Raw genomic sequence first — 21276 nt, 5'->3', positions numbered from 1 at the left:
CATGCAATTTTCCACAACCCCAACACTTGAAGGCCAGACCATCGTTGAATATTGCGGCGTGGTGACCGGCGAAGCGATTTTAGGCGCTAACATTTTTCGCGATTTCTTTGCCGGTATCCGCGATATCGTTGGCGGACGTTCCGGTGCGTATGAAAAAGAACTGCGTAAAGCGCGGGAGATAGCCTTTGAGGAACTTGGTGAGCAGGCGCGAGCGCTGGGGGCTGACGCCGTGGTCGGCATTGATATCGACTACGAAACGGTCGGGCAAAACGGCAGTATGCTGATGGTTAGCGTTAGCGGAACGGCGGTGAAAACGCGTCGATGAGCAGAGTCTTCTGGCTGGTTGCCGCCGCTTTATTCCTGGCTGGGTGTGCAGGCGAAAAAGGCATTGTCGAGAAAGAGGGATACCAGCTTGATACCCGACGCCAGGCGCAGGCGGCGTATCCGCGCATTAAAGTGCTGGTGATCCACTACACCGCAGAGGACTTTGATACGTCACTGGCGACACTGACCGATAAGCACGTAAGTTCGCATTATCTGGTTCCTGCCGAGCCACCACTTTACAACGGCAAGCCGCGTATCTGGCAACTGGTACCGGAACAGGAACTGGCCTGGCATGCGGGGATTAGCGCCTGGCGCGGGGCTACGCGCCTTAACGACACCTCTATTGGCATTGAGCTGGAAAACCGTGGCTGGCAGAAATCGGCGGGAGTGAAATATTTTGCCCCGTTTGAGCCGACACAAATTCAGGCGCTTATTCCACTGGCGAAGGATATTATCGCCCGCTATCACATCAAACCGGAAAATGTGGTGGCTCATGCAGATATTGCGCCGCAGCGCAAAGATGATCCCGGACCATTATTTCCGTGGCAGCAACTGGCACAAGAGGGGATTGGTGCCTGGCCTGATGCGCAGCGGGTGAACTTTTATCTTGCCGGGCGCGCGCCGCACACACCGGTAGATACCGCCTCATTGCTGGAACTGTTGGCCCGTTACGGCTATGACGTGAAACCAGAAATGACGCCTGGCGAACAGCAACGAGTGATTATGGCTTTCCAGATGCACTTCCGCCCGACGTTATATAACGGCGAAGCGGATGCAGAAACTCTGGCAATTGCACAAGCGTTGCTGGAGAAATACGGTCAGGATTAGCGCGGCAGTTTTCCGTGGTCGCGTAACCAGGCGGCAGTTTTCTCTATACCTTCATCCAGCGTGATGACAGGCTGATAACCTAACTCTTCCTGTGCACGCGTAATATCCAGCGTAAAGTCAAAATTCAACTTGGAGACGCCGTAGTGGGTTAGCGGCGGCTCTTTCGCTGACTTGCGGCCTAAACGCTCCATGCTGCGGGCGATCATATCCAGCATCGGGTAGGGAATTGAACGAATACGGCAATCAATATTCAGTTCGTCGATGAGCTTCTGCACGATGCTGCGCAGTGTACGATGCTCACCATTGGTAATGTTGTATGCCCTGCCGGACGGCAGTTTGTCGCAGTTTTCCTGGCTCGCCAGCCACATGGCATGCACGGCATTTTCGTAGTAGGTCATATCGACCAGCGCACTGCCGCCGTGCGGTAACAGAATGCTGCCGTAGTGGTGCATCATATGCGCCAGGCGGGGGATGAACACTTTATCGTGCGGTCCGAACAGACTCTGTGGGCGCAGAATAGTAAAGCGCGTTTGTGGATTCGCCTGCGAAAGCATATTAATCACTTCTTCGCTGGCAGCTTTGCTGCGGGCAAACTCGTTAGCGAAGCGGTGAGGGCGAAAATCTTCTTTAATATCGCGATGATGGTGATAATCGAAGTACAGGGAGGGGGAAGAGATATGAATAAAGTTACGCACTCCCCAGGCAACAGCCCATTCGCCCAGGCGACGCGTAGCGCGAACGTTGGCCAGGTCGAAAGCCTGCTGCGTTCCCCACGGCGAAGTAAAGCTGGAGCAGTGCCACAGCGTATCAATGCCTGCGAGCATCACTTTAGCCTGCGATGAGACAAGTTCGGTCAGATCCGCCCGGACAAACTCTGCGCCCAGTTTTTCCAGCAATTTGCCCATCGCTTCGTTGCGACCGGTCGCTCTCACGCTGATGCCTTTCCGGCATAAAAATTCAACCGCGTTTCGACCTAAGCCGCTGGTTGCGCCGGTAACCAGTACCTTCATATCATTCCACTGTTGTTGATAAGTCGACGTGCGCATTCTTTCGTGATTTCCCCCTTGATGCAATGGGAAACATGAAAGAATCACGCAGGTTTTTTTCGATTAATCTGTGATTTGTTCTGCAAGTCTGGCAATTCGTTTTGCCATACCGCGAAAAATAAACAGATGTGCAGGGATCATGAAAAGCCAGTAAAACAGACCTGGCATGCCGTGCGGATGCCAGAAAGCGCGAACGTCTATGGTGCGGTAGTTGCCTTTATCCTCCAGCGTAAAACAAAGCCGCCCCAGTCCCGGTGCTTTCATACCAAATAACAACGTAAGTTGTTTTTCCGCTTCAACGACAATCACTTTCCAGCTATCTACCGCATCGCCCGTCTGCAAATATTCCCGCTCAGGGCGACCTTTCGCCAGTTTATGACCGATCGCGCGGTCCATCAGCGCACGGGTCTGCCACAAAATATTGCCAAAGAAATAACGTTCTTTACCGCCGATTTGATTGACTACCCGCCATAGCGCCTGAAGGCTGGCGGATGTTTTAACCGTAAAACCGGCTTGTTTAGCGAAGTAACCGTATTCCGGTCGCCAGCGAGCAAAAGCCTGCGCGTCGTATCCCCAGTCGCTGGAGTTGACCAGTTTTTCTTCCTCTTTCAATGTGCGACGTACCGCATCATCGAAAGCGATCAGCGGTTGTGGAATGAGTGCACGTAACGCGGTGTCATCTGCCAGCAGATCGTGTTTCAGCCCCTGAATCAACGCTTTGGCGGTGGTGGGCGGTACGGAAGTAATCACATTGAGAAACCACACCGAAATCCAGCGGGTGGGAAAGGGGATGGGGATCAACCAGCGGCGCTTACCACTCACGGTCATAAAATGTTCAAATTGTTGTTGATAACTGAGCACCTCTGGCCCGGCGGCTTCGAAGACCCGATGTTCGCAGGCCGGATGATCTAACAGTGCCACCAGATAGTGCAGCAGGTTTTCCAGCGCAATAGGCGTGGTGCGTGAACGGACCCAGCGTGGCGGTGTTAACACTGGCAGGTTGTAAACCATATCGCGCATCACTTCAAACGCCGCAGAACCTGCACCAACGATAATTCCGGCCCGCAATTCAGTAATCGGCACACCGGCTTCACGCAAAATATCCGCCGTGGCCTGACGGGCGCGCAGATGATCCGACTGCTCATGTGGCGGAGCCTGCAACGAGCTGAGAAAGATTAATTGCTTAACTGGCACTTCGCGCAGCGCATCACGGACGTTGAGAGCCACCTGACGCTCCTGAGCGATAAAATCGCCGCCTTCGCCCATGCTGTGCACCAGAAAATAGACCGTATCGATATCCTGCAACAGGGCCGGAAGATTATCCGGCCAGCTGAGATCGATTTTATGGCAACTGACGTTTGCCAGTTGCAGCTTTGCAAGCCTGTCGACATGACGTGCCGCCGCCAGGATCTGATGCCCTTGCTGGCTGAGTGTGCGCACCAGATGCTGACCAATGTAGCCACTGGCACCGAGAACTAAAATGCGTTGCGGCACGTCTCTCTCCTTAACGCGCCAGGAATGCGCGCCAGTGGGCGGCGACTTCAGCCAGTTGCTCGCGCGAGACGTCGAGATGCGTCACCAGGCGGACAATCGGCGAGGCGTTAATCAGTACGTTTCTCGCTTTCATGTATTCGCCTAACGCGGCAGCATTTTCTTCCCCGACGCGAACAAACAGCATATTGGTGTCCTGACGCATCACATCCGCGCCTGCTTCACGCAGCTGCTCCGCCATCCAGGCGGCGTTATCGTGGTCTTCCTGCAAGCGTGCGACGTTATTTTTCAGCGCATACATCCCGGCGGCTGCCAGAATCCCGGACTGGCGCATCCCGCCGCCAGTCATTTTCCGCCAGCGGATGGCACGTTTAATGTAGTCACGGTTACCGACCAGTAATGAACCGACTGGCGTACCAAGACCTTTCGACAGACAAATGGTGAACGAATCACAATATTGCGTGATTTCTTTCAGTTCGCAGCCATAAGCCACGATGGCGTTAAAGATGCGCGCACCGTCAACATGCAGCGCCAGATTGCGCTCACGGGTAAATTCCCATGCTTCTTTCAGGTATTCACGCGGCAGCACTTTGCCGTTGTGGGTGTTTTCGAGACTGAGCAATTTGGTGCGGGCGAAGTGAATATCGTCGGGTTTGATTTTCATCGCCACTTTATCCAGCGGTAACGTGCCGTTGGCGTCAGCATCGATGGGTTGCGGTTGAATACTGCCCAGCACTGCTGCGCCACCGGCTTCAAACAGATAGTTATGCGCGGCCTGACCGACAATATACTCTTCGCCGCGTTCGCAGTGACTGAGCAGAGCGACCAGGTTGGCCTGAGTGCCGGTAGGCAGAAAAATGGCGGCTTCTTTACCGGAAAGCTCTGCCGCATAGTCCTGCAGAGCATTAACGGTAGGGTCGTCTCCGTAAACGTCGTCCCCAACCGGGGCGGCCATCATCGCTTCGAGCATGGCGCGGCTCGGTCGGGTAACGGTATCACTGCGTAAATCAATCATGGCATGTCCTTATTATGACGGGAAATGCCACCCTTTTTACCTTAGCCAGTTCGTTTTCGCCAGTTCGATTACTTCATCGCCGCGTCCACTGATGATTGCGCGCAGCATATACAGACTAAAACCTTTTGCCTGTTCGAGTTTGATCTGCGGCGGAATGGCTAATTCTTCTTTGGCAACCACCACATCCACCAGCACCGGACCGTCGATGGAGAAAGCGCGTTGCAGGGCTTCATCGACTTCAGCGGCTTTTTCCACGCGAATACCCGTAATGCCGCACGCTTCGGCAATGCGGGCAAAGTTGGTGTCGTGTAGTTCGGTGCCGTCAGTCAAATAGCCACCAGCTTTCATCTCCATCGCCACAAAGCCCAGTACGCTGTTGTTAAAGACTATAATTTTCACTGGTAGCTTCATTTGCACTACTGAGAGGAAATCGCCCATCAACATGCTAAAACCGCCATCGCCGCACATGGCGACCACCTGGCGTTCTGGCTCGCTTGCCTGCGCGCCCAGCGCCTGCGGCATGGCGTTAGCCATCGAACCGTGGTTAAACGAACCTAACAGGCGACGCTTGCCGTTCATTTTCAGATAACGTGCCGCCCATACCGTAGGTGTGCCAACGTCACAGGTAAAGATGGCGTCATCGGCGGCAAAGTGACTAATTTGCTGCGCCAGATATTGCGGGTGAATGGCTTTCTCGCTCGGTTTAGCTAAATCGTCCAGCCCTTTACGGGCATCGCGGTAATCTTCCAGCGCTTTATCCAGAAACTTGCGATCGGTTTTTTCTTCCACCAGTGGCAGCAATGCGCGCAGGGTTGATTTGATATCGCCGACCAGCGCCATATCTACCTTGCTATGCGCGCCGATGCTGGCTGGGTTGATATCAATCTGAATAATTTTGGCATCGGTCGGGTAGAAGGCGCGGTAGGGAAATTGTGTGCCGAGCAGCACTAAGGTGTCGGCATTCATCATAGTGTGAAAACCTGACGAGAAGCCGATTAATCCCGTCATTCCGACATCATACGGATTATCGTATTCGACATGTTCTTTACCGCGCAGGGCATGAATAATAGGTGCTTTAATTTTCCCGGCAAACTCAACTAACTCTTTATGCGCCCCCGCGCAGCCGCTACCACACATCAGGGCGATATTGCTGGAGTAACGCAGCAGTTGCGCCAGTTTGCGTAACTCTTCTTCTTCCGGTGTTATGACTGGCTGTGGTGCATGATACCAGTGCGTGGTTGCCCCTTCTGGCGCAGGTTTTAACGCCACGTCGCCCGGTAACACGACAACGGAAACGCCACGGTTTAGCACCGCTTTGCGCATGGCAATCGCCAGCACTTGTGGGATCTGCTCCGGGCTGGAAACCAGCTCGCAATAGTGACTACATTCGCGGAATAACTCTTGCGGGTGGGTTTCCTGAAAATAGCCGCTGCCAATTTCGCTGGAAGGGATATGGGCGGCAATCGCCAGTACCGGAACGTGATTACGGTGGCAATCGAACAGGCCGTTGATTAAGTGCAGGTTGCCGGGGCCGCACGATCCGGCGCAGACCGCCAGTTCTCCTGAAAGTTGTGCTTCAGCGCCAGCGGCAAAGGCAGCCACTTCTTCATGGCGGGTAGGCATCCACTCGATAGTGCCCATGCGATTAAGACTGTCACTAAGACCGTTCAGAGAGTCGCCCGTGACTCCCCAGATGCGTTTTACGCCTGCTGATTCGAGTGTTTTGGCGATATAAGCTGCAACCGTTTGTTTCATGGTTTTCCGTCTCCTGAATGTGATAACGGTAACAAGTTTAGTTCATCTGACGGAGGGGGAAGGGATGGGAGAAAAAGGAGGCACTAACGGTTAAACAGCCCGATGACAGGAATATCATCGGGCATAAGGTGATTACGCGAGAACCAAATCCCCCTGCGGATGGCAGGAGCAGGCCAGTACGTAACCTTCGGCGATTTCGGCGTCGGTCAGCGTCATTGTGCTGCTCACCGTATATTCACCGGAAACCACTTTCGTCTTACAGCAGCCGCAAACACCCGCGCGGCAGGCGGCGACAACCGGAACGTTATTGCTTTCCAGCGCCTCCAGCAGCGTGGTGCCAACCGGAGCGTAAAATTCTTGCGCCGGTTGCAGTTTGGTGAATTTCAGACCGCTGGTTGCCGCTTCCGCCACTGGCGTAAAGAATTTCTCTTTAAAGAAACGCGTCACGCCGAGCGCCTTCACTTCCTGTTCCACCCAATCCATATACGGTGCCGGACCACAAGTCATCACGGTACGTGAGGCTAAATCAGGAACGCTTGCCAGCAGTTCACGAGTCAGGCGTCCGGCAACGAACCCCTCGGTAACGTTATTTTCCGCCACCAGTGTTACCGGATAATGACGCCACTCATCGGCGAAAATTACATCCTGCGGCGTACGTACGTTGTAGATCACCTGCACATCGGCCTGCGGACGGTTCTTCGCCAGCCAGCGACGCATCGACATAATTGGCGTAACGCCGCAGCCTGCCGCCAGTAACAGGAATTTATCTTCTGCTTTATCGTCGCAGGTAAATTCCCCCATCGCGTCCGAAAGCCAGAGATAGTCACCGCGTTTTACATCGCGGGTCAGCCACTGGGAGCCAACACCGTCATCAATCCGCCGCACGGTCAGTGTGATGTATTCACTCACGCCTGGCGTGGAGGAAATGGTGTAAGCACGCAGCGTTTCTGCTGAGTTACGCACGCTGACCAGCGCATATTGCCCGGCGCGATATGGGTAGTAATCGTGGCAAATCAGGGAAATCGTCCACACATCCGGCGTTTCTTGCGTAATGTGATGAACCTGCATCCGCCACGGGCATTGATTCGTTGGCATCGTCATCGACAAACTCCTTACGCGCTCAACAGTTGCTTCATGTCTTCTTCAACAGTGGTGATAGAACGCAGGCCGAATTTCTCGTTCAGCACCGCCAGCAGATCTGGTGTCAGGAAACCAGGTGCAGTCGGGCCGGTGACGATATTTTTCACGCCCAGAGAAAGCAGCGTCAGCAGAATGACAATCGCTTTCTGTTCAAACCAGGAGAGCACCAGCGACAGCGGCAGATCGTTGACACCGCAGCCCAGTTTTTCTGCCAGCGTTACCGCCAGAATAATTGCTGAGTAAGCATCGTTACACTGACCGGCATCCACCAGACGCGGCAGACCTTCGATATCGCCAAACTCAAGTTTGTTAAAGCGATATTTACCACAGGCGAGAGTCAGGATCAGGCAGTCATCCGGCACGCTGGTGGCGAAATCGGTGAAGTAGTGACGCTCGCCGCGTGCGCCGTCACAGCCACCAAGCAGGAAGATATGACGCAGTTTTTCACGGCTCACCAGATCAATCAGCGTATCGGCTGCGCCAAGCAGCGTCTGGCGGCCAAAGCCCACGGTGATCAGGTGCGGAATTTCGCTGTACGGGAAGCCCGCCATTTGTTGCGCCTGGGCAATGACCGCAGAGAAATCTTCGCCATCCAGATGACGCACACCCGGCCAGCCAACGATGCTGCGGGTCCAGATACGATCGTCATAAGCGCCTACGGTTGGGTCGATGATGCAGTTCGAGGTCATCACGATGGGGCCAGGGAAACGAGCGAACTCCACTTGCTGATTCTGCCAGCCGCTGCCGTAGTTACCGACCAGATGCTTGAATTTACGCAACTCCGGGTAGCCGTGGGCAGGCAGCATTTCGCCGTGGGTGTAGACATTAACGCCCGTGCCTTCAGTCTGTTCCAGCAGGTTGTAGAGATCTTTGAGATCGTGACCGGAAATCAGAATGCATTTACCCGCCGTCGCTTTGACGTTGACCTGGGTTGGGGTCGGGTGACCGTATTTACCGGTTTCGCCTGCATCCAGAATGCTCATCACTTTGAAGTTCATCTGGCCGATTTCCATTGAACACTCAAGAAGCGCGTTCATATCGGCAGGCCAGGTCCCCAGCCACGCCATGATTTTATGGTACTGGGCATAAATATCGTTGTCGTATTGACCGAGAACGTGGGCGTGTTCCATATAGGCCGCCGCACCTTTCAGGCCATACAGGCACAGCAGACGCAGGCCGAGAATGTTTTCGCCAATCGCCGCTTTATCTTTGTTAGGGGTAAATTCTGCTGCCTGACGTTGCAGTTCGCCGAGATCATCGCTCACCAGTTGCAGGTCAGCCATCGGGTTATCGACGCAGGCGTTGGCATCTACAGCCAGGCATTGCGCTTTCAGCGCCTCGCGCAGGGCAATCGCTTCACGAGCGTAGCCGACAATACGCGGAGAATCGAAGTTAACGTTGGTCAGGGTTGAGAAAAATGCGCGCGGCGCGAAGCTGTCTACATCGTGGTTGATAATGCCGTATTCACGCGCTTTTACAGCCCAGGCCGAAAGCCCTTGCAGCGCCGCGATGAGTAAATCCTGAAGGTCAGAGGTTTCCGCCGTTTTACCACACATCCCCTGCGCGTATGAGCAGCCGTTTCCTGCCGGAGTACGGATAGTTTGTTCACATTGCACACAAAACATGATCACACCTTTTAAAGTTATATTTAATATACATGTTTAAGGTTAAGACGCTTAACGCGGGGATAAAAGGGATTTTTCATGCAACTTTAAGGGAGATTGATTTAGCGCAATTTTGGCGGCAGGGATCTACCGCCGGAGAGGTATTATGCGGAGAAAAAGGCGATGAGGATCGGCACTAACAGGCTGAGAATAAAACCGTGAACAATCGCTGCCGGGACCATATCCAGCCCACCTGTACGCTGAAGAACGGGCAGGGTGAAATCCATTGATGTGGCACCGCATAAGCCCAGTGCAGTAGAGCGGCTACGGCGAATCAGGCCAGGGATCAACATAATGGCGATCAACTCACGCGCTAAATCATTGAAGAACGCCGCGCTCCCGATTACCGGACCAAAAGATTCGGTCAACAAAATACCGGAAAGAGAATACCAGCCGAAACCGGAGGCCATTGCCAGTGCGGTATTGATGGGGAGATCAAGAATAAAGGCGTTAATTAAACCGCCAATTAAAGAACTGGCAACCACCACCACGGCGACAATCATTCCCCGGCGATTAAGGACAATCTGCTTTAAGGTCATGCCATTATTGCGCAACTGAATACCGACGAGGAAAAGTAGCAGAATTAACGTGTATTCGCTGGCTTCGGTCGCGTGCTGTAAAAAACCTAATCCGCTAAGGCCAATAGCAAAACCAATCACCACGACGCCACACAGTTTCAGCGATTCCAGTGCCATCGCAATACGCGACGGCAATTTCTCTTGCTGGTGGCTATTGCGCCACGGCAAACCGCGTTCCAGCCACAGCAAGGCGACAATATTGCACAGTAAAATAATGGTAATACTGACAGCGGAATAATGCAGAATCGCCAACAGGTTACTGGCGAGATTATCGAGAAACGCCAGACTGATACCCATAAAAAAGAGAATGAGGTAAACCATCCAGCTTAATAGCTGATTAATGCGTTTTAACGCAGCTTTTTGGCGAAGTGGAATGAGGTAACCCACAATCAGGGGAACCAGAATGATTAACAGCCCAGAAAACATGAAAACCCAGTCCTTGCAAAGAAGAAGTCGAAATGCGCGATGACACACTACTGAAAGCGGAAGGACGAGTAAAGTTGCAATTAAAAGGAAATGTTATGCATCAGAGGGGGATTTTTAATTCTCTATGAGTGTTTAGCATTGTTGCGCTCCTTTCATGTGCAATGCCATATAAAGTCACTGGCGCAGGGAGCACGCAGGGGGCCGGCCAATCGCCGCCGCCCCCTGCACCCCCGGGCTCTGGCGAACAAAATCGCCGCTGCGCGGTACCTTCAGCTTATCCCCTTCGGCTACCGGGTCGGGCGCGAGGTAACGTCCCTGTAAGACGCGCCCTCAGCCCACATCCATGTGGGCTGCCCCGGCCTTCGGGGAACGCTTCAGCGATTTTGACGCCACCAACACCCGTGCGGTTTGTAACGTCGATGATAAAACAATCAGGGCAGATAAAATGCCAATGCTAATTAATCGCGTTTTTCCAGCAGGGTCCGGTAAATCAGACCACCGATAATACCGCCGACAATTGGCACTACCCAGAAGAACCACAGCTGTTCTAACGCCCAGCCGCCCTGGAAGATGGCAACCGCGGTGCTGCGCGCCGGGTTAACGGAAGTGTTAGTCACCGGAATACTGATTAAGTGAATCAAGGTTAACGCCAGACCAATCGCGATCGGCGCAAAGCCTGCCGGCGCGTATTTGTCAGTTGCACCGTGGATCACCAGCAAGAAACCGGCACTCAATACCAGTTCAACCACCAGTGCAGAAAGCATGGAATAGCCGCCCGGTGAATGCTCGCCATAACCGTTAGAAGCAAAGCCGCTGGCCGCTGCGTCAAACCCAGCTTTACCGCTGGCGATTAAATACAGCAGTGCCGCCGCAACAATACCACCGACAACCTGGGCTACCACGTAACCAACGACTTCTTTTGCCGGGAAACGGCCACCAGCCCATAAACCAATAGTGACCGCCGGGTTAAAGTGGCCACCGGAGATATGACCGACAGCGAAGGCCATCGTCAGTACAGTCAAACCAAACGCCAGCGCGACACCGGCAAAGCCAATGCCTAATTCCGGGAACGCTGCCGCCAGCACGGCGCTACCGCAGCCACCAAATACAAGCCAGAAAGTACCAAAACATTCAGCTGCTAATTTTCTGAACATATCCACCTCAATTAAAAATTGACCCTGTGAAAAATATGGTCGTTTTATAGGGTCGTCGTAAAAAATGACGACAGAAATAATGCATCGGTATTTTAAAAACGAAGTCGAGCCATTCGCCAGATAAATAAATCCAGTAATTTTGATTTAGGGCAACAGTAAGTTCCCCCATATAGTCATTTGCCTGATTGACAGTGTAGTGCAAACGGCTGAAATAAGCCTTTGGAGGTAATAAAAATAATTTACAAGGTTAATTATTTGATTTTATTGTTTTTTAATGAGAGACAACATGAAGACGTATAACACAATTATTCGCTCATTTTTCAGACATTTGCCATGCTTAATTGTGATGTCGTCACGTATTGTCTCGGCCTTTCCCGTTATACTGCCAGAGTAAAGGATGAGTAACATATTTCTGGAGGGGATATGATTCTTGAGCGCGTTGAAATTGTGGGCTTTCGCGGTATCAACCGATTGTCATTGATGCTGGAGCAAAACAACGTCCTGATTGGGGAGAACGCGTGGGGTAAATCCAGCTTGCTGGACGCCTTAACCCTGCTGTTATCACCAGAGTCAGATCTCTACCATTTTGAACGCGATGATTTCTGGTTTCCGCCAGGTGATATCAATGGTCGGGAACACCATCTGCATATCATTCTGACTTTTCGCGAATCGCTGCCTGGACGGCATCGTGTACGCCGTTATCGCCCGCTTGAAGCATGCTGGACGCCCTGTACTGATGGTTATCACCGCATTTTTTATCGCCTGGAAGGGGAAAGTGCGGAAGACGGTAGCGTGATGACGTTACGCAGCTTTCTTGATAAAGACGGTCATCCGATTGATGTCGAAGATATTAACGATCAGGCGCGTCATCTGGTGCGTTTAATGCCGGTTCTGCGTTTGCGCGACGCCCGTTTTATGCGCCGCATTCGCAATGGAACTGTACCAAATGTACCCAATGTGGAAGTCACCGCGCGCCAGTTGGATTTTCTCGCCCGCGAGTTATCCTCACACCCGCAAAATCTCTCCGATGGGCAGATTCGCCAGGGGCTTTCGGCAATGGTGCAACTGCTTGAGCATTATTTCTCGGAGCAAGGGGCCGGGCAGGCGAGATATCGCTTAATGCGTCGGCGAGCCAGCAATGAGCAACGGAGCTGGCGTTACCTCGATATCATCAACCGGATGATTGACAGACCAGGGGGGCGTTCGTATCGGGTCATTTTACTCGGCCTGTTTGCCACTTTATTGCAGGCAAAAGGGACATTGCGACTGGATAAAGACGCGCGTCCGTTATTGCTAATTGAAGATCCAGAAACCCGCCTGCATCCGATTATGCTTTCCGTTGCCTGGCATCTGTTGAATCTTTTGCCTTTACAACGTATTGCTACCACCAACTCTGGCGAGCTGCTTTCGTTAACTCCAGTGGAACATGTTTGCCGCCTGGTGCGTGAATCTTCTCGTGTTGCCGCCTGGCGTCTGGGGCCAAGTGGCTTGAGCACCGAAGACAGCCGCCGCATCTCTTTTCACATTCGTTTTAATCGTCCGTCATCGCTGTTTGCTCGCTGCTGGCTGCTGGTGGAAGGGGAAACAGAAACCTGGGTTATCAACGAACTGGCGCGCCAGTGTGGACACCATTTCGATGCCGAAGGGATTAAGGTCATTGAGTTTGCCCAGTCCGGGCTAAAACCACTGGTGAAATTTGCCCGGCGGATGGGGATTGAGTGGCATGTGCTGGTCGATGGCGATGAAGCCGGGAAGAAATATGCCGCAACGGTGCGCAGCCTGCTGAATAACGATCGCGAAGCTGAACGTGAACATTTGACAACGTTACCGGCGCTGGATATGGAACATTTTATGTATCGCCAGGGGTTTTCCGACGTGTTCCATCGCGTGGCGCAGATCCCGGAAAACGTGCCGATGAATTTGCGCAAAATTATTTCAAAAGCGATCCATCGCTCTTCCAAGCCCGACCTTGCCATTGAAGTGGCAATGGAGGCCGGACGTCGTGGTGTGGACTCCGTACCGACGCTGCTGAAAAAAATGTTCTCACGCGTGCTGTGGCTGGCGCGCGGTCGGGCTGATTAACCGCAAAACATCCTTGCCATCTGCGGCTGAATAGCGTCAAGCATCTCGTAGCGTCGACGGTATTCAGCCCGCTTTTTGCTGGCGATATCCGCAATCTCTTTTCGCGCTATTCGATTGGGAAGCCGATAATGCCGCTCGGCATCGCATTCGCCACCAACCGATTCCCAGAACGCGTTATAGTCAGCATGGATTTTTCCTTCCTTATCGCGATAACGCAGGCTGCGGTAAATATGTGTTTCATTGCTGACAGCAATAATTTGTTCGACCTGTAAGCGTTGGGCGAAGAGGCAGACCGCTTCCATCACGAGTCGTTTGGGAAATAGCCCGTGGCAGGCTTTCGTCGCATTCTGGATCTGTTGGTGTGGAATTTCCCATTTCGCACCTTGCAGCCCGCCTATAAATAACGTCCTTTTCCCCTGATACTCACACAGTGTAAATGTGATCTCCGCCAGAGGAATACCTTCGCTGTTGCGGAACAGAATTGTGCTGTCACCTTCCTTATCCATTGAGATCATCATGGTCAGTTCAAGCGTGAACTGCTCGCCGTTTTTTCCTTCCAGCTTCGCAAGTTGCAGTCCCGGGGTGTTCAAATATAAGCTGAACTCTTCCGCCGACATGCACGCGCGCAGCAATGCATAATGGTAACGTAACGCCTCCAGCAATTGCTTACGGGTCATATTCACGGCAAGGTAAGGGCGATGCAGGCGAACCGGCAGGCGCGGCTGACGCGTTAACAGCGTTCTGAGATTAGGCCAGTGGGAGAGTTCGTTCATCCACTCAACGCTTAAACGCGGCATAATCAAAGAGCGCAGCAAAAATTTCTGGCGAAACCGACGGCGATGCCAGAATTTACCCGGCCGCCACTGACCCCCTGCCAGATTAAGGAAAAGAGACATGCTGCTAAGAGATTCAGATGGTGTAAATGCTCGTTCAGTGATCTGAGACATATTCATAAAATCAATGATTATACGTAACACCGATTTCACCATCGGGCATCTTAACCAAACATCAATCGTATAATTACTAACGTAAATTTTCGGTTTTTGTTGATGTTTCGTTGAAGTTGGCAGCCCCGTACGCGCATATGGAGCATTCAGAGTATTTATGAAAAAGCGAAAAAACCTTAAGAAGCGTTACGCTATTGCGCTGGTGATAGTCATCGCTGCGCTGATTGCGTTGTGGAGAACACTCAACGCGCCCGTGCCGACTTATCAGACATTGATTGTCCGCCCCGGTGATTTGCAGCAAAGCGTGCTGGCGACTGGAAAGCTGGACGCGCTGCGTAAGGTTGATGTGGGCGCGCAGGTCAGCGGTCAGTTGAAAACGCTGTCGGTGGCGATTGGCGATAAAGTAAAAAAAGACCAGCTTTTAGGGGTTATTGATCCTGAACAGGCTGAAAACCAGATCAAGGAAGTGGAAGCGACACTGATGGAGCTGCGTGCGCAAAGGCAACAGGCAGAAGCAGAACTGAAACTGGCACGGGTGACATACTCACGCCAGCAACGACTGGCGCAAACGCAGGCGGTTTCGCAACAGGATCTTGACACCGCAGCGACGGAGATGGCAGTTAAACAGGCGCAAATAGGTACTATCGATGCGCAAATCAAACGGAATCAGGCGTCACTCGACACGGCGAAAACGAATCTCGATTACACCCGCATCGTTGCCCCGATGGCTGGGGAAGTTACGCAAATCACCACTCTGCAAGGGCAGACGGTGATTGCCGCACAACAAGCGCCAAACATTCTGACGCTGGCAGATATGAGTACCATGCTGGTAAAAGCGCAAGTGTCGGAAGCGGATGTCATTCACCTGAAACCCGGTCAAAAAGCCTGGTTCACCGTGCTTGGCGATCCGCTGACGCGCTACGAGGGGCAGATTAAAGATGTGCTGCCGACGCCAGAAAAGGTCAACGACGCCATTTTCTACTACGCCCGTTTTGAAGTGCCAAACCCCAATGGTTTACTGCGGCTGGATATGACTGCGCAAGTCCACATTCAACTCACTGATGTGAAAAACGTACTCACCATTCCGTTGTCAGCACTGTGGGATTCGGTTGGCGATAACCGTTATAAAATCAAACTGCTGCGTAATGGCGAAATACGCGAGCGCGAAGTGACGATTGGCGCGCGCAACGACACCGATGTTGAGATTGTCAAAGGTCTGGAAGCGGGTGATGAAGTGGTGATTGGTGAGGCCAAACCAGGAGCTGCACAATGACGCCCTTGCTCGAACTAAAGGATATTCGCCGTAGCTATCCTGCTGGAGACGAGCAGGTTGAGGTGCTAAAGGGCATCAGCCTGGATATTTATGCAGGTGAGATGGTGGCAATTGTCGGTGCTTCGGGCTCTGGTAAATCGACCCTGATGAATATTCTCGGCTGTCTGGATAAGGCCACCAGCGGCACCTATCGCGTCGCCGGTCAGGATGTTGCCACGCTGGACGCCGATGCGCTGGCGCAACTGCGCCGCGAGCATTTCGGCTTTATTTTCCAGCGTTACCACTTGCTTTCGCACTTAACCGCCGAGCAGAACGTTGAAGTACCCGCCGTCTATGCCGGTCTTGAGCGGAAACAGCGGCTGCTTCGCGCCCAGGAGTTACTGCAACGACTGGGGCTGGAAGACCGTACAGAGTATTACCCGGCACAGCTTTCGGGTGGTCAGCAACAGCGCGTCAGCATCGCGCGGGCATTGATGAACGGCGGTCAGGTAATTCTTGCCGATGAACCGACCGGCGCACTGGACAGCCATTCTGGCGAAGAGGTGATGGCGATCCTGCATCAGCTGCGCGATCGCGGGCATACGGTGATTATCGTCACCCACGATCCGCAGGTCGCTGCTCAGGCCGAGCGGGTAATCGAAATTCGTGACGGCGAAATTGTGCGTAATCCTCCCGCCATTGAAAAGGTGAATACCGCCACGGGGACGGAATCGATAGTCAAAACGGCGTCTGGCTGGCGGCAGTTCGTCAGTGGTTTTAATGAGGCGCTGACGATGGCGTGGCGGGCGCTGGCAGCGAATAAAATGCGCACCTTACTGACCATGCTGGGGATTATTATTGGTATTGCGTCGGTGGTTTCTATCGTCGTGGTGGGCGATGCCGCCAAACAAATGGTGCTGGCGGATATTCGTTCTATTGGTACGAATACTATTGATGTCTATCCCGGGAAAGATTTTGGCGATGACGATCCGCAATATCAGCAGGCGCTAAAGTACGACGACTTAATCGCCATCCAAAAACAACCGTGGGTCGCCTCTGCCACGCCCGCCGTCTCGCAAAACCTGCGCCTGCGTTATAACAATGTTGATGTTGCCGCCAGCGCCAACGGTGTGAGCGGCGATTATTTCAATGTCTATGGCATGACCTTCAGCGAAGGGAATACCTTTAATCAGGAGCAACTGAACGGCCGCGCACAGGTGGTGGTTCTCGACAGTAACACCCGCCGCCAGCTTTTCCCGCATAAGGCCGATGTGATTGGTGAGGTCATTCTGGTTGGTAATATGCCTGCGAGAGTCATCGGCGTGGCGGAAGAGAAACAGTCGATGTTTGGTAGCAGTAAAGTGCTGCGTGTCTGGTTGCCTTACAGCACCATGTCCGGGCGGGTTATGGGCCAGTCGTGGCTGAACTCCATCACTGTAAGAGTAAAAGAAGGCTATGACAGCACCGAAGCGGAACAACAACTCACCCGTTTGTTGTCGCTGCGCCATGGCAAAAAAGACTTCTTTACCTGGAACATGGACGGCGTCTTGAAAACAGTCGAAAAAACCACGCGTACTTTACAACTGTTTCTGACGCTGGTGGCGGTGATTTCGCTGGTGGTAGGCGGCATTGGCGTTATGAATATTATGCTGGTGTCAGTAACGGAGCGGACGCGGGAAATTGGTATTCGCATGGCTGTTGGCGCGCGTGCCAGCGATGTTCTGCAACAATTTCTGATTGAAGCCGTGCTGGTTTGCCTGGTGGGCGGCGCGATGGGGATAATGCTGTCGCTGTTAATTGCCTTCACCCTACAGCTTTTTTTACCCGGCTGGGAGATAGGCTTTTCTCCACTTGCGTTGCTGCTGGCGTTTTTATGCTCAACCGTTACGGGCATTTTATTTGGCTGGCTACCTGCACGAAATGCGGCACGGCTGGATCCAGTGGATGCTTTGGCGCGAGAGTGATTTTTGAGATAAAAATGCCAGCCGATCGGGCTGGCATTTTGCCTTTAGGATGTACACAATGAGACAGAAGAGCTATGCGACTGCTACTTCTACTTCGACGGGCACAATAACACTGGCGTGATTGCCTTTTGGCCCTTGGTGGACATCAAACTGAACGGGTTGTCCAGCTTTTAGCGTTCTGTAACCATCCATCTGGATGGTGGAATAATGAGCGAAAATATCTTCGCCACCGCCTTCAGGGCAGATGAAACCGAACCCTTTGGCATTGTTGAACCACTTAACAGTACCCTTTTCCATGCTTCGACATCCTTCGCAAATCTTATACAAGTAAGATGGAATAAACCGGGGTCAGAGAGGGGGCAGTTCAAAACCTCGCCAACTCTTGAAATACAATTTAGAGAAATGGGGCGAGTCGTCAAGCGTTTGACAGGGGCCAGGGGGTAGGTATGCATCAAAAATTTGAAGCAGTTAACGCTATTGACAGTAATGTCACTGATGTCGCTTATACCAACGATAGATGATAATTATCTATCATGTGGAGTAGATTGGTCAGGCAAATACGCTCTTGTCAGCGGCAGAGCGTTCTGCCGGTAACCGTAACCGAAGATGATAACTGACAATGGGTAAAACGAACGACTGGCTGGACTTTGATCAACTGGCGGAAGAAAAAGTTCGCGACGCGCTAAAACCGCCATCTATGTATAAAGTGATATTAGTCAATGATGATTACACTCCAATGGAGTTTGTTATTGACGTGTTACAAAAATTCTTTTCTTATGATGTAGAACGTGCAACGCAATTGATGCTTGCTGTTCACTACCAGGGGAAGGCCATTTGCGGAGTCTTTACCGCTGAGGTTGCAGAAACCAAAGTGGCGATGGTGAACAAGTACGCAAGGGAGAACGAGCATCCATTGCTGTGTACGCTGGAAAAAGCCTGAATGCAGGTATAAAAATTGGGGGAGGTGCCTATGCTCAATCAAGAACTGGAACTCAGTTTAAACATGGCTTTCGCCAGAGCGCGCGAGCACCGTCATGAGTTTATGACCGTCGAGCACTTGTTACTGGCATTGCTCAGTAACCCATCGGCCCGGGAGGCGCTGGAAGCGTGTTCCGTGGACCTGGTTGCGCTCCGTCAGGAACTGGAAGCCTTTATTGAACAAACCACACCTGTTCTGCCCGCCAGTGAAGAGGAGCGCGACACGCAGCCGACCTTGAGTTTTCAGCGTGTATTGCAGCGTGCAGTCTTCCATGTTCAGTCCTCCGGTCGCAGTGAGGTTACCGGTGCGAATGTTCTGGTCGCTATCTTTAGCGAACAGGAGTCGCAGGCGGCGTATCTGTTGCGCAAACATGAAGTCAGCCGTCTTGATGTGGTGAACTTTATTTCTCATGGCACGCGTAAAGACGAGCCATCTCAGTCTTCTGAACCAGGAAACCAGCCGGGCAGTGAAGAACAAGCTGGTGGGGAGGACCGTATGGAGAATTTCACGACTAACCTGAACCAGCTTGCACGCGTGGGCGGAATTGACCCGCTGATTGGTCGTGAGAAGGAACTGGAGCGCGCCATTCAGGTTCTCTGCCGCCGCCGTAAAAACAACCCGCTGCTGGTTGGGGAGTCTGGCGTCGGTAAAACGGCGATTGCTGAAGGTCTTGCCTGGCGAATTGTTCAGGGCGATGTGCCGGAAATCATGGCTGACTGTACGATTTACTCTCTCGATATCGGCTCCCTGTTAGCAGGCACCAAATATCGCGGCGACTTTGAAAAACGGTTTAAAGCGTTGCTCAAGCAGCTGGAACAGGATACTAACAGCATCCTGTTTATCGATGAGATCCATACCATCATTGGCGCGGGCGCAGCGTCTGGCGGGCAGGTAGATGCAGCCAACCTGATCAAACCGTTGCTCTCCAGCGGTAAAATTCGCGTGATTGGATCGACGACCTATCAGGAGTTCAGCAACATTTTCGAGAAAGACCGTGCTCTGGCGCGTCGCTTCCAGAAAATCGATATTACTGAACCGTCGATCGAAGAAACTGTGCAAATCATCAATGGCCTGAAACCGAAGTACGAAGCGCACCACGATGTGCGTTATACCGCGAAAGCGGTGCGTGCGGCGGTGGAGCTGGCGGTGAAATACATTAACGATCGTCATCTGCCGGACAAAGCGATTGACGTTATCGACGAAGCGGGCGCTCGCGCACGTTTGATGCCGGTAAGCAAGCGCAAGAAAACGGTGAATGTGGCGGATATCGAGTCCGTGGTAGCCCGTATTGCACGTATCCCTGAGAAGAGCGTTTCTCAGAGTGACCGCGATACGCTGAAAAACCTTGGCGATCGCCTGAAAATGCTGGTCTTCGGTCAGGATAAAGCCATTGAATCGCTTACCGAGGCCATCAAGATGGCGCGTGCGGGTTTAGGTCACGAACATAAACCAGTTGGTTCATTCCTGTTTGCTGGTCCAACCGGGGTCGGGAAAACCGAGGTGACGGTACAGCTTTCGAAAGCTTTGGGCATTGAGCTTCTGCGCTTTGATATGTCCGAGTATATGGAACGCCATACCGTCAGCCGTCTGATTGGTGCGCCTCCAGGATACGTTGGTTTTGATCAGGGCGGTCTGCTGACCGATGCGGTCATCAAGCATCCGCACGCGGTGCTGCTGCTGGACGAAATCGAGAAAGCGCATCCGGACGTATTCAACATTCTGTTGCAGGTGATGGACAACGGCACGCTGACCGATAACAACGGGCGCAAGGCCGATTTCCGTAACGTGGTACTGGTGATGACCACCAACGCCGGGGTACGTGAAACCGAGCGCAAATCGATTGGTCTTATCCAGCAGGATAACAGCACCGATGCGATGGAAGAGATCAAGAAGATCTTTACGCCGGAGTTCCGTAACCGTCTCGACAACATTATCTGGTTCGATCATCTGTCAACCGACGTGATCCATCAGGTGGTGGATAAATTTATCGTCGAGTTGCAGGTTCAGTTGGATCAGAAAGGTGTTTCTCTGGAAGTGAGCCAGGAAGCGCGTAACTGGCTGGCTGAGAAAGGTTACGATCGGGCGATGGGCGCACGTCCAATGGCACGAGTGATTCAGGATAACCTGAAAAAACCGCTCGCCAACGAACTGCTGTTTGGCTCGCTGGTGGATGGTGGCCAGGTGACAGTCGCGCTGGATAAAGAGAAAAATGAGCTGACCTACGGGTTCCAGAGTGCACAAAAGCATAAACCGGAAGCCGCGCATTAATCAGATTGTTAAGTAGGTTGGTGAAGTCCGTAATCTCGTCAGGGGTTACGGACTTTTTATTTATGGGGTGGAGGAGGTTCAGACCCTTTTTTTGATGATGATGGTAAGTTGTTGATAATTAGTGCTGCTGGAAGGTAAGGATAAAAAAGGGTGGCAGCAGGAAAATGAGATGGTTTTGCTTTATTAACAACGGGCTAAACGTGTAGTATTTGAGTTCACTGCCGTACAGGCAGCTTAGAAATGGCGCGGGATTATTTCGTGGGATAAAACGCTGTTCACTGCCGTACAGGCAGCTTAGAAAAGCAGGCTGCGCTGGAACGCATCAGCAGTAGTGTTCACTGCCGTACAGGCAGCTTAGAAAAA

At 52.5% G+C, this 21276-nt stretch carries 18 protein-coding genes; 8 read left to right on the top strand and 10 right to left on the bottom strand.

Annotated features, from left to right (window positions below; all coding sequences use genetic code 11):
- Position 1: 1 nt before the first annotated feature.
- A complete protein-coding gene (locus AACU94_RS12280; protein WP_001160732.1) occupies positions 2-325 on the top strand; it encodes a heavy metal-binding domain-containing protein in 324 nt (107 codons plus the stop codon).
- Complete coding sequence (gene amiD / locus AACU94_RS12275; protein WP_135405728.1) at positions 322-1152, top strand: N-acetylmuramoyl-L-alanine amidase AmiD; 831 nt, start codon at positions 322-324, stop codon at positions 1150-1152. The genes AACU94_RS12280 and amiD overlap by 4 nt, the downstream gene beginning before the upstream one ends.
- Here amiD and AACU94_RS12270 read toward each other — a convergent pair.
- From AACU94_RS12270 to aqpZ, 8 genes are all read right to left on the bottom strand, one after another.
- A complete protein-coding gene (locus tag AACU94_RS12270; RefSeq protein WP_135489543.1) occupies positions 1149-2162 on the bottom strand; it encodes an NAD-dependent epimerase/dehydratase family protein in 1014 nt (337 codons plus the stop codon). The genes amiD and AACU94_RS12270 overlap by 4 nt on opposite strands.
- A gap of 99 nt (positions 2163-2261) precedes the next feature.
- Positions 2262-3692: an SDR family oxidoreductase gene (locus AACU94_RS12265; RefSeq protein ID WP_135489506.1), complete on the bottom strand. Its 1431-nt coding sequence runs from the start codon at positions 3690-3692 to the stop codon at positions 2262-2264.
- Between the two features lie 10 nt (positions 3693-3702).
- Positions 3703-4704, bottom strand: a complete 1002-nt coding sequence (gene ltaE, locus AACU94_RS12260) for a low-specificity L-threonine aldolase (protein ID WP_130222137.1) — start codon at positions 4702-4704, stop codon at positions 3703-3705.
- A 36-nt stretch (positions 4705-4740) separates the two neighbouring features.
- The gene (gene poxB, locus AACU94_RS12255) at positions 4741-6459 is read right to left on the bottom strand and encodes a ubiquinone-dependent pyruvate dehydrogenase (RefSeq protein WP_130214717.1); all 1719 of its coding nucleotides are present in this window, start codon (positions 6457-6459) and stop codon (positions 4741-4743) included.
- Between the two features lie 132 nt (positions 6460-6591).
- Entirely contained in the window at positions 6592-7560 is a 969-nt protein-coding gene (gene hcr / locus AACU94_RS12250; protein ID WP_135405726.1) for an NADH oxidoreductase, read from the bottom strand.
- A gap of 11 nt (positions 7561-7571) precedes the next feature.
- Positions 7572-9224: a hydroxylamine reductase gene (gene hcp / locus AACU94_RS12245; protein WP_130258197.1), complete on the bottom strand. Its 1653-nt coding sequence runs from the start codon at positions 9222-9224 to the stop codon at positions 7572-7574.
- Between the two features lie 143 nt (positions 9225-9367).
- The gene (gene lysO, locus AACU94_RS12240) at positions 9368-10267 is read right to left on the bottom strand and encodes an L-lysine exporter LysO (protein ID WP_130205245.1); all 900 of its coding nucleotides are present in this window, start codon (positions 10265-10267) and stop codon (positions 9368-9370) included.
- A gap of 458 nt (positions 10268-10725) precedes the next feature.
- Complete coding sequence (aqpZ, locus tag AACU94_RS12235) at positions 10726-11421, bottom strand: aquaporin Z (protein WP_130215654.1); 696 nt, start codon at positions 11419-11421, stop codon at positions 10726-10728.
- A gap of 423 nt (positions 11422-11844) precedes the next feature.
- Between aqpZ and AACU94_RS12230 the strand changes: the two genes are divergently transcribed.
- Complete coding sequence (locus tag AACU94_RS12230) at positions 11845-13503, top strand: ATP-dependent endonuclease (RefSeq protein WP_130215656.1); 1659 nt, start codon at positions 11845-11847, stop codon at positions 13501-13503.
- Here the strand turns inward: AACU94_RS12230 and AACU94_RS12225 are convergent.
- The gene (locus tag AACU94_RS12225; protein WP_135405780.1) at positions 13500-14456 is read right to left on the bottom strand and encodes a VirK/YbjX family protein; all 957 of its coding nucleotides are present in this window, start codon (positions 14454-14456) and stop codon (positions 13500-13502) included. The genes AACU94_RS12230 and AACU94_RS12225 overlap by 4 nt on opposite strands.
- 151 nt (positions 14457-14607) lie before the next feature.
- Between AACU94_RS12225 and macA the strand changes: the two genes are divergently transcribed.
- Both macA and macB read left to right on the top strand, forming a co-directional pair.
- A complete protein-coding gene (gene macA, locus AACU94_RS12220; protein ID WP_135489505.1) occupies positions 14608-15723 on the top strand; it encodes a macrolide transporter subunit MacA in 1116 nt (371 codons plus the stop codon).
- Positions 15720-17666 carry a macrolide ABC transporter ATP-binding protein/permease MacB gene (gene macB, locus AACU94_RS12215; RefSeq protein ID WP_135489504.1) on the top strand — a complete coding sequence of 649 codons (1947 nt, stop codon included), beginning with the start codon at positions 15720-15722 and terminating at the stop codon, positions 17664-17666. Before macA ends, macB begins: the two co-directional genes overlap by 4 nt.
- A 72-nt stretch (positions 17667-17738) precedes the next feature.
- On the opposite strand, the gene cspD is transcribed toward macB, so the two are convergent.
- A complete protein-coding gene (cspD, locus tag AACU94_RS12210; protein WP_064530179.1) occupies positions 17739-17963 on the bottom strand; it encodes a cold shock-like protein CspD in 225 nt (74 codons plus the stop codon).
- Between the two features lie 149 nt (positions 17964-18112).
- Here cspD and AACU94_RS12205 point away from each other — a divergent pair, with 149 nt between their 5' ends.
- The 3 genes from AACU94_RS12205 to clpA all read left to right on the top strand — a co-directional run bounded on the left by AACU94_RS12205 (position 18113) and on the right by clpA (position 20913).
- A complete protein-coding gene (locus AACU94_RS12205) occupies positions 18113-18187 on the top strand; it encodes a hypothetical protein (RefSeq protein ID WP_214251107.1) in 75 nt (24 codons plus the stop codon).
- Between the two features lie 98 nt (positions 18188-18285).
- The gene (gene clpS, locus AACU94_RS12200) at positions 18286-18606 is read left to right on the top strand and encodes an ATP-dependent Clp protease adapter ClpS (protein ID WP_000520781.1); all 321 of its coding nucleotides are present in this window, start codon (positions 18286-18288) and stop codon (positions 18604-18606) included.
- Between the two features lie 30 nt (positions 18607-18636).
- Complete coding sequence (gene clpA / locus AACU94_RS12195) at positions 18637-20913, top strand: ATP-dependent Clp protease ATP-binding subunit ClpA (protein ID WP_135489503.1); 2277 nt, start codon at positions 18637-18639, stop codon at positions 20911-20913.
- The last annotated feature ends 363 nt before the right edge of the window (positions 20914-21276 follow it).

It is taken from the genome of Escherichia sp. E4702, from assembly GCF_963883545.1.
Lineage (GTDB): Bacteria > Pseudomonadota > Gammaproteobacteria > Enterobacterales > Enterobacteriaceae > Escherichia.
Note: the sequence above shows the minus strand (reverse complement) of the source record. Positions and strands in the feature narration are given on the sequence as shown.

What these genes read in the sequence shown, in the direction of transcription:
- hcr (WP_135405726.1), bottom strand. Translation starts at nt 7,560, where the DNA reads ATGACGATGCCAACGAATCAATGCCCGTGGCGGATGCAGGTTCATCAC.
- aqpZ (WP_130215654.1), bottom strand. Translation starts at nt 11,421, where the DNA reads ATGTTCAGAAAATTAGCAGCTGAATGTTTTGGTACTTTCTGGCTTGTA.
- clpS (WP_000520781.1), top strand. Translation starts at nt 18,286, where the DNA reads ATGGGTAAAACGAACGACTGGCTGGACTTTGATCAACTGGCGGAAGAA.
- AACU94_RS12280 (WP_001160732.1), top strand. Translation starts at nt 2, where the DNA reads ATGCAATTTTCCACAACCCCAACACTTGAAGGCCAGACCATCGTTGAA.
- AACU94_RS12230 (WP_130215656.1), top strand. Translation starts at nt 11,845, where the DNA reads ATGATTCTTGAGCGCGTTGAAATTGTGGGCTTTCGCGGTATCAACCGA.
- clpA (WP_135489503.1), top strand. Translation starts at nt 18,637, where the DNA reads ATGCTCAATCAAGAACTGGAACTCAGTTTAAACATGGCTTTCGCCAGA.
- AACU94_RS12225 (WP_135405780.1), bottom strand. Translation starts at nt 14,456, where the DNA reads ATGAATATGTCTCAGATCACTGAACGAGCATTTACACCATCTGAATCT.
- amiD (WP_135405728.1), top strand. Translation starts at nt 322, where the DNA reads ATGAGCAGAGTCTTCTGGCTGGTTGCCGCCGCTTTATTCCTGGCTGGG.
- macB (WP_135489504.1), top strand. Translation starts at nt 15,720, where the DNA reads ATGACGCCCTTGCTCGAACTAAAGGATATTCGCCGTAGCTATCCTGCT.
- lysO (WP_130205245.1), bottom strand. Translation starts at nt 10,267, where the DNA reads ATGTTTTCTGGGCTGTTAATCATTCTGGTTCCCCTGATTGTGGGTTAC.
- hcp (WP_130258197.1), bottom strand. Translation starts at nt 9,224, where the DNA reads ATGTTTTGTGTGCAATGTGAACAAACTATCCGTACTCCGGCAGGAAAC.
- AACU94_RS12270 (WP_135489543.1), bottom strand. Translation starts at nt 2,162, where the DNA reads ATGAAGGTACTGGTTACCGGCGCAACCAGCGGCTTAGGTCGAAACGCG.
- cspD (WP_064530179.1), bottom strand. Translation starts at nt 17,963, where the DNA reads ATGGAAAAGGGTACTGTTAAGTGGTTCAACAATGCCAAAGGGTTCGGT.
- ltaE (WP_130222137.1), bottom strand. Translation starts at nt 4,704, where the DNA reads ATGATTGATTTACGCAGTGATACCGTTACCCGACCGAGCCGCGCCATG.
- poxB (WP_130214717.1), bottom strand. Translation starts at nt 6,459, where the DNA reads ATGAAACAAACGGTTGCAGCTTATATCGCCAAAACACTCGAATCAGCA.
- macA (WP_135489505.1), top strand. Translation starts at nt 14,608, where the DNA reads ATGAAAAAGCGAAAAAACCTTAAGAAGCGTTACGCTATTGCGCTGGTG.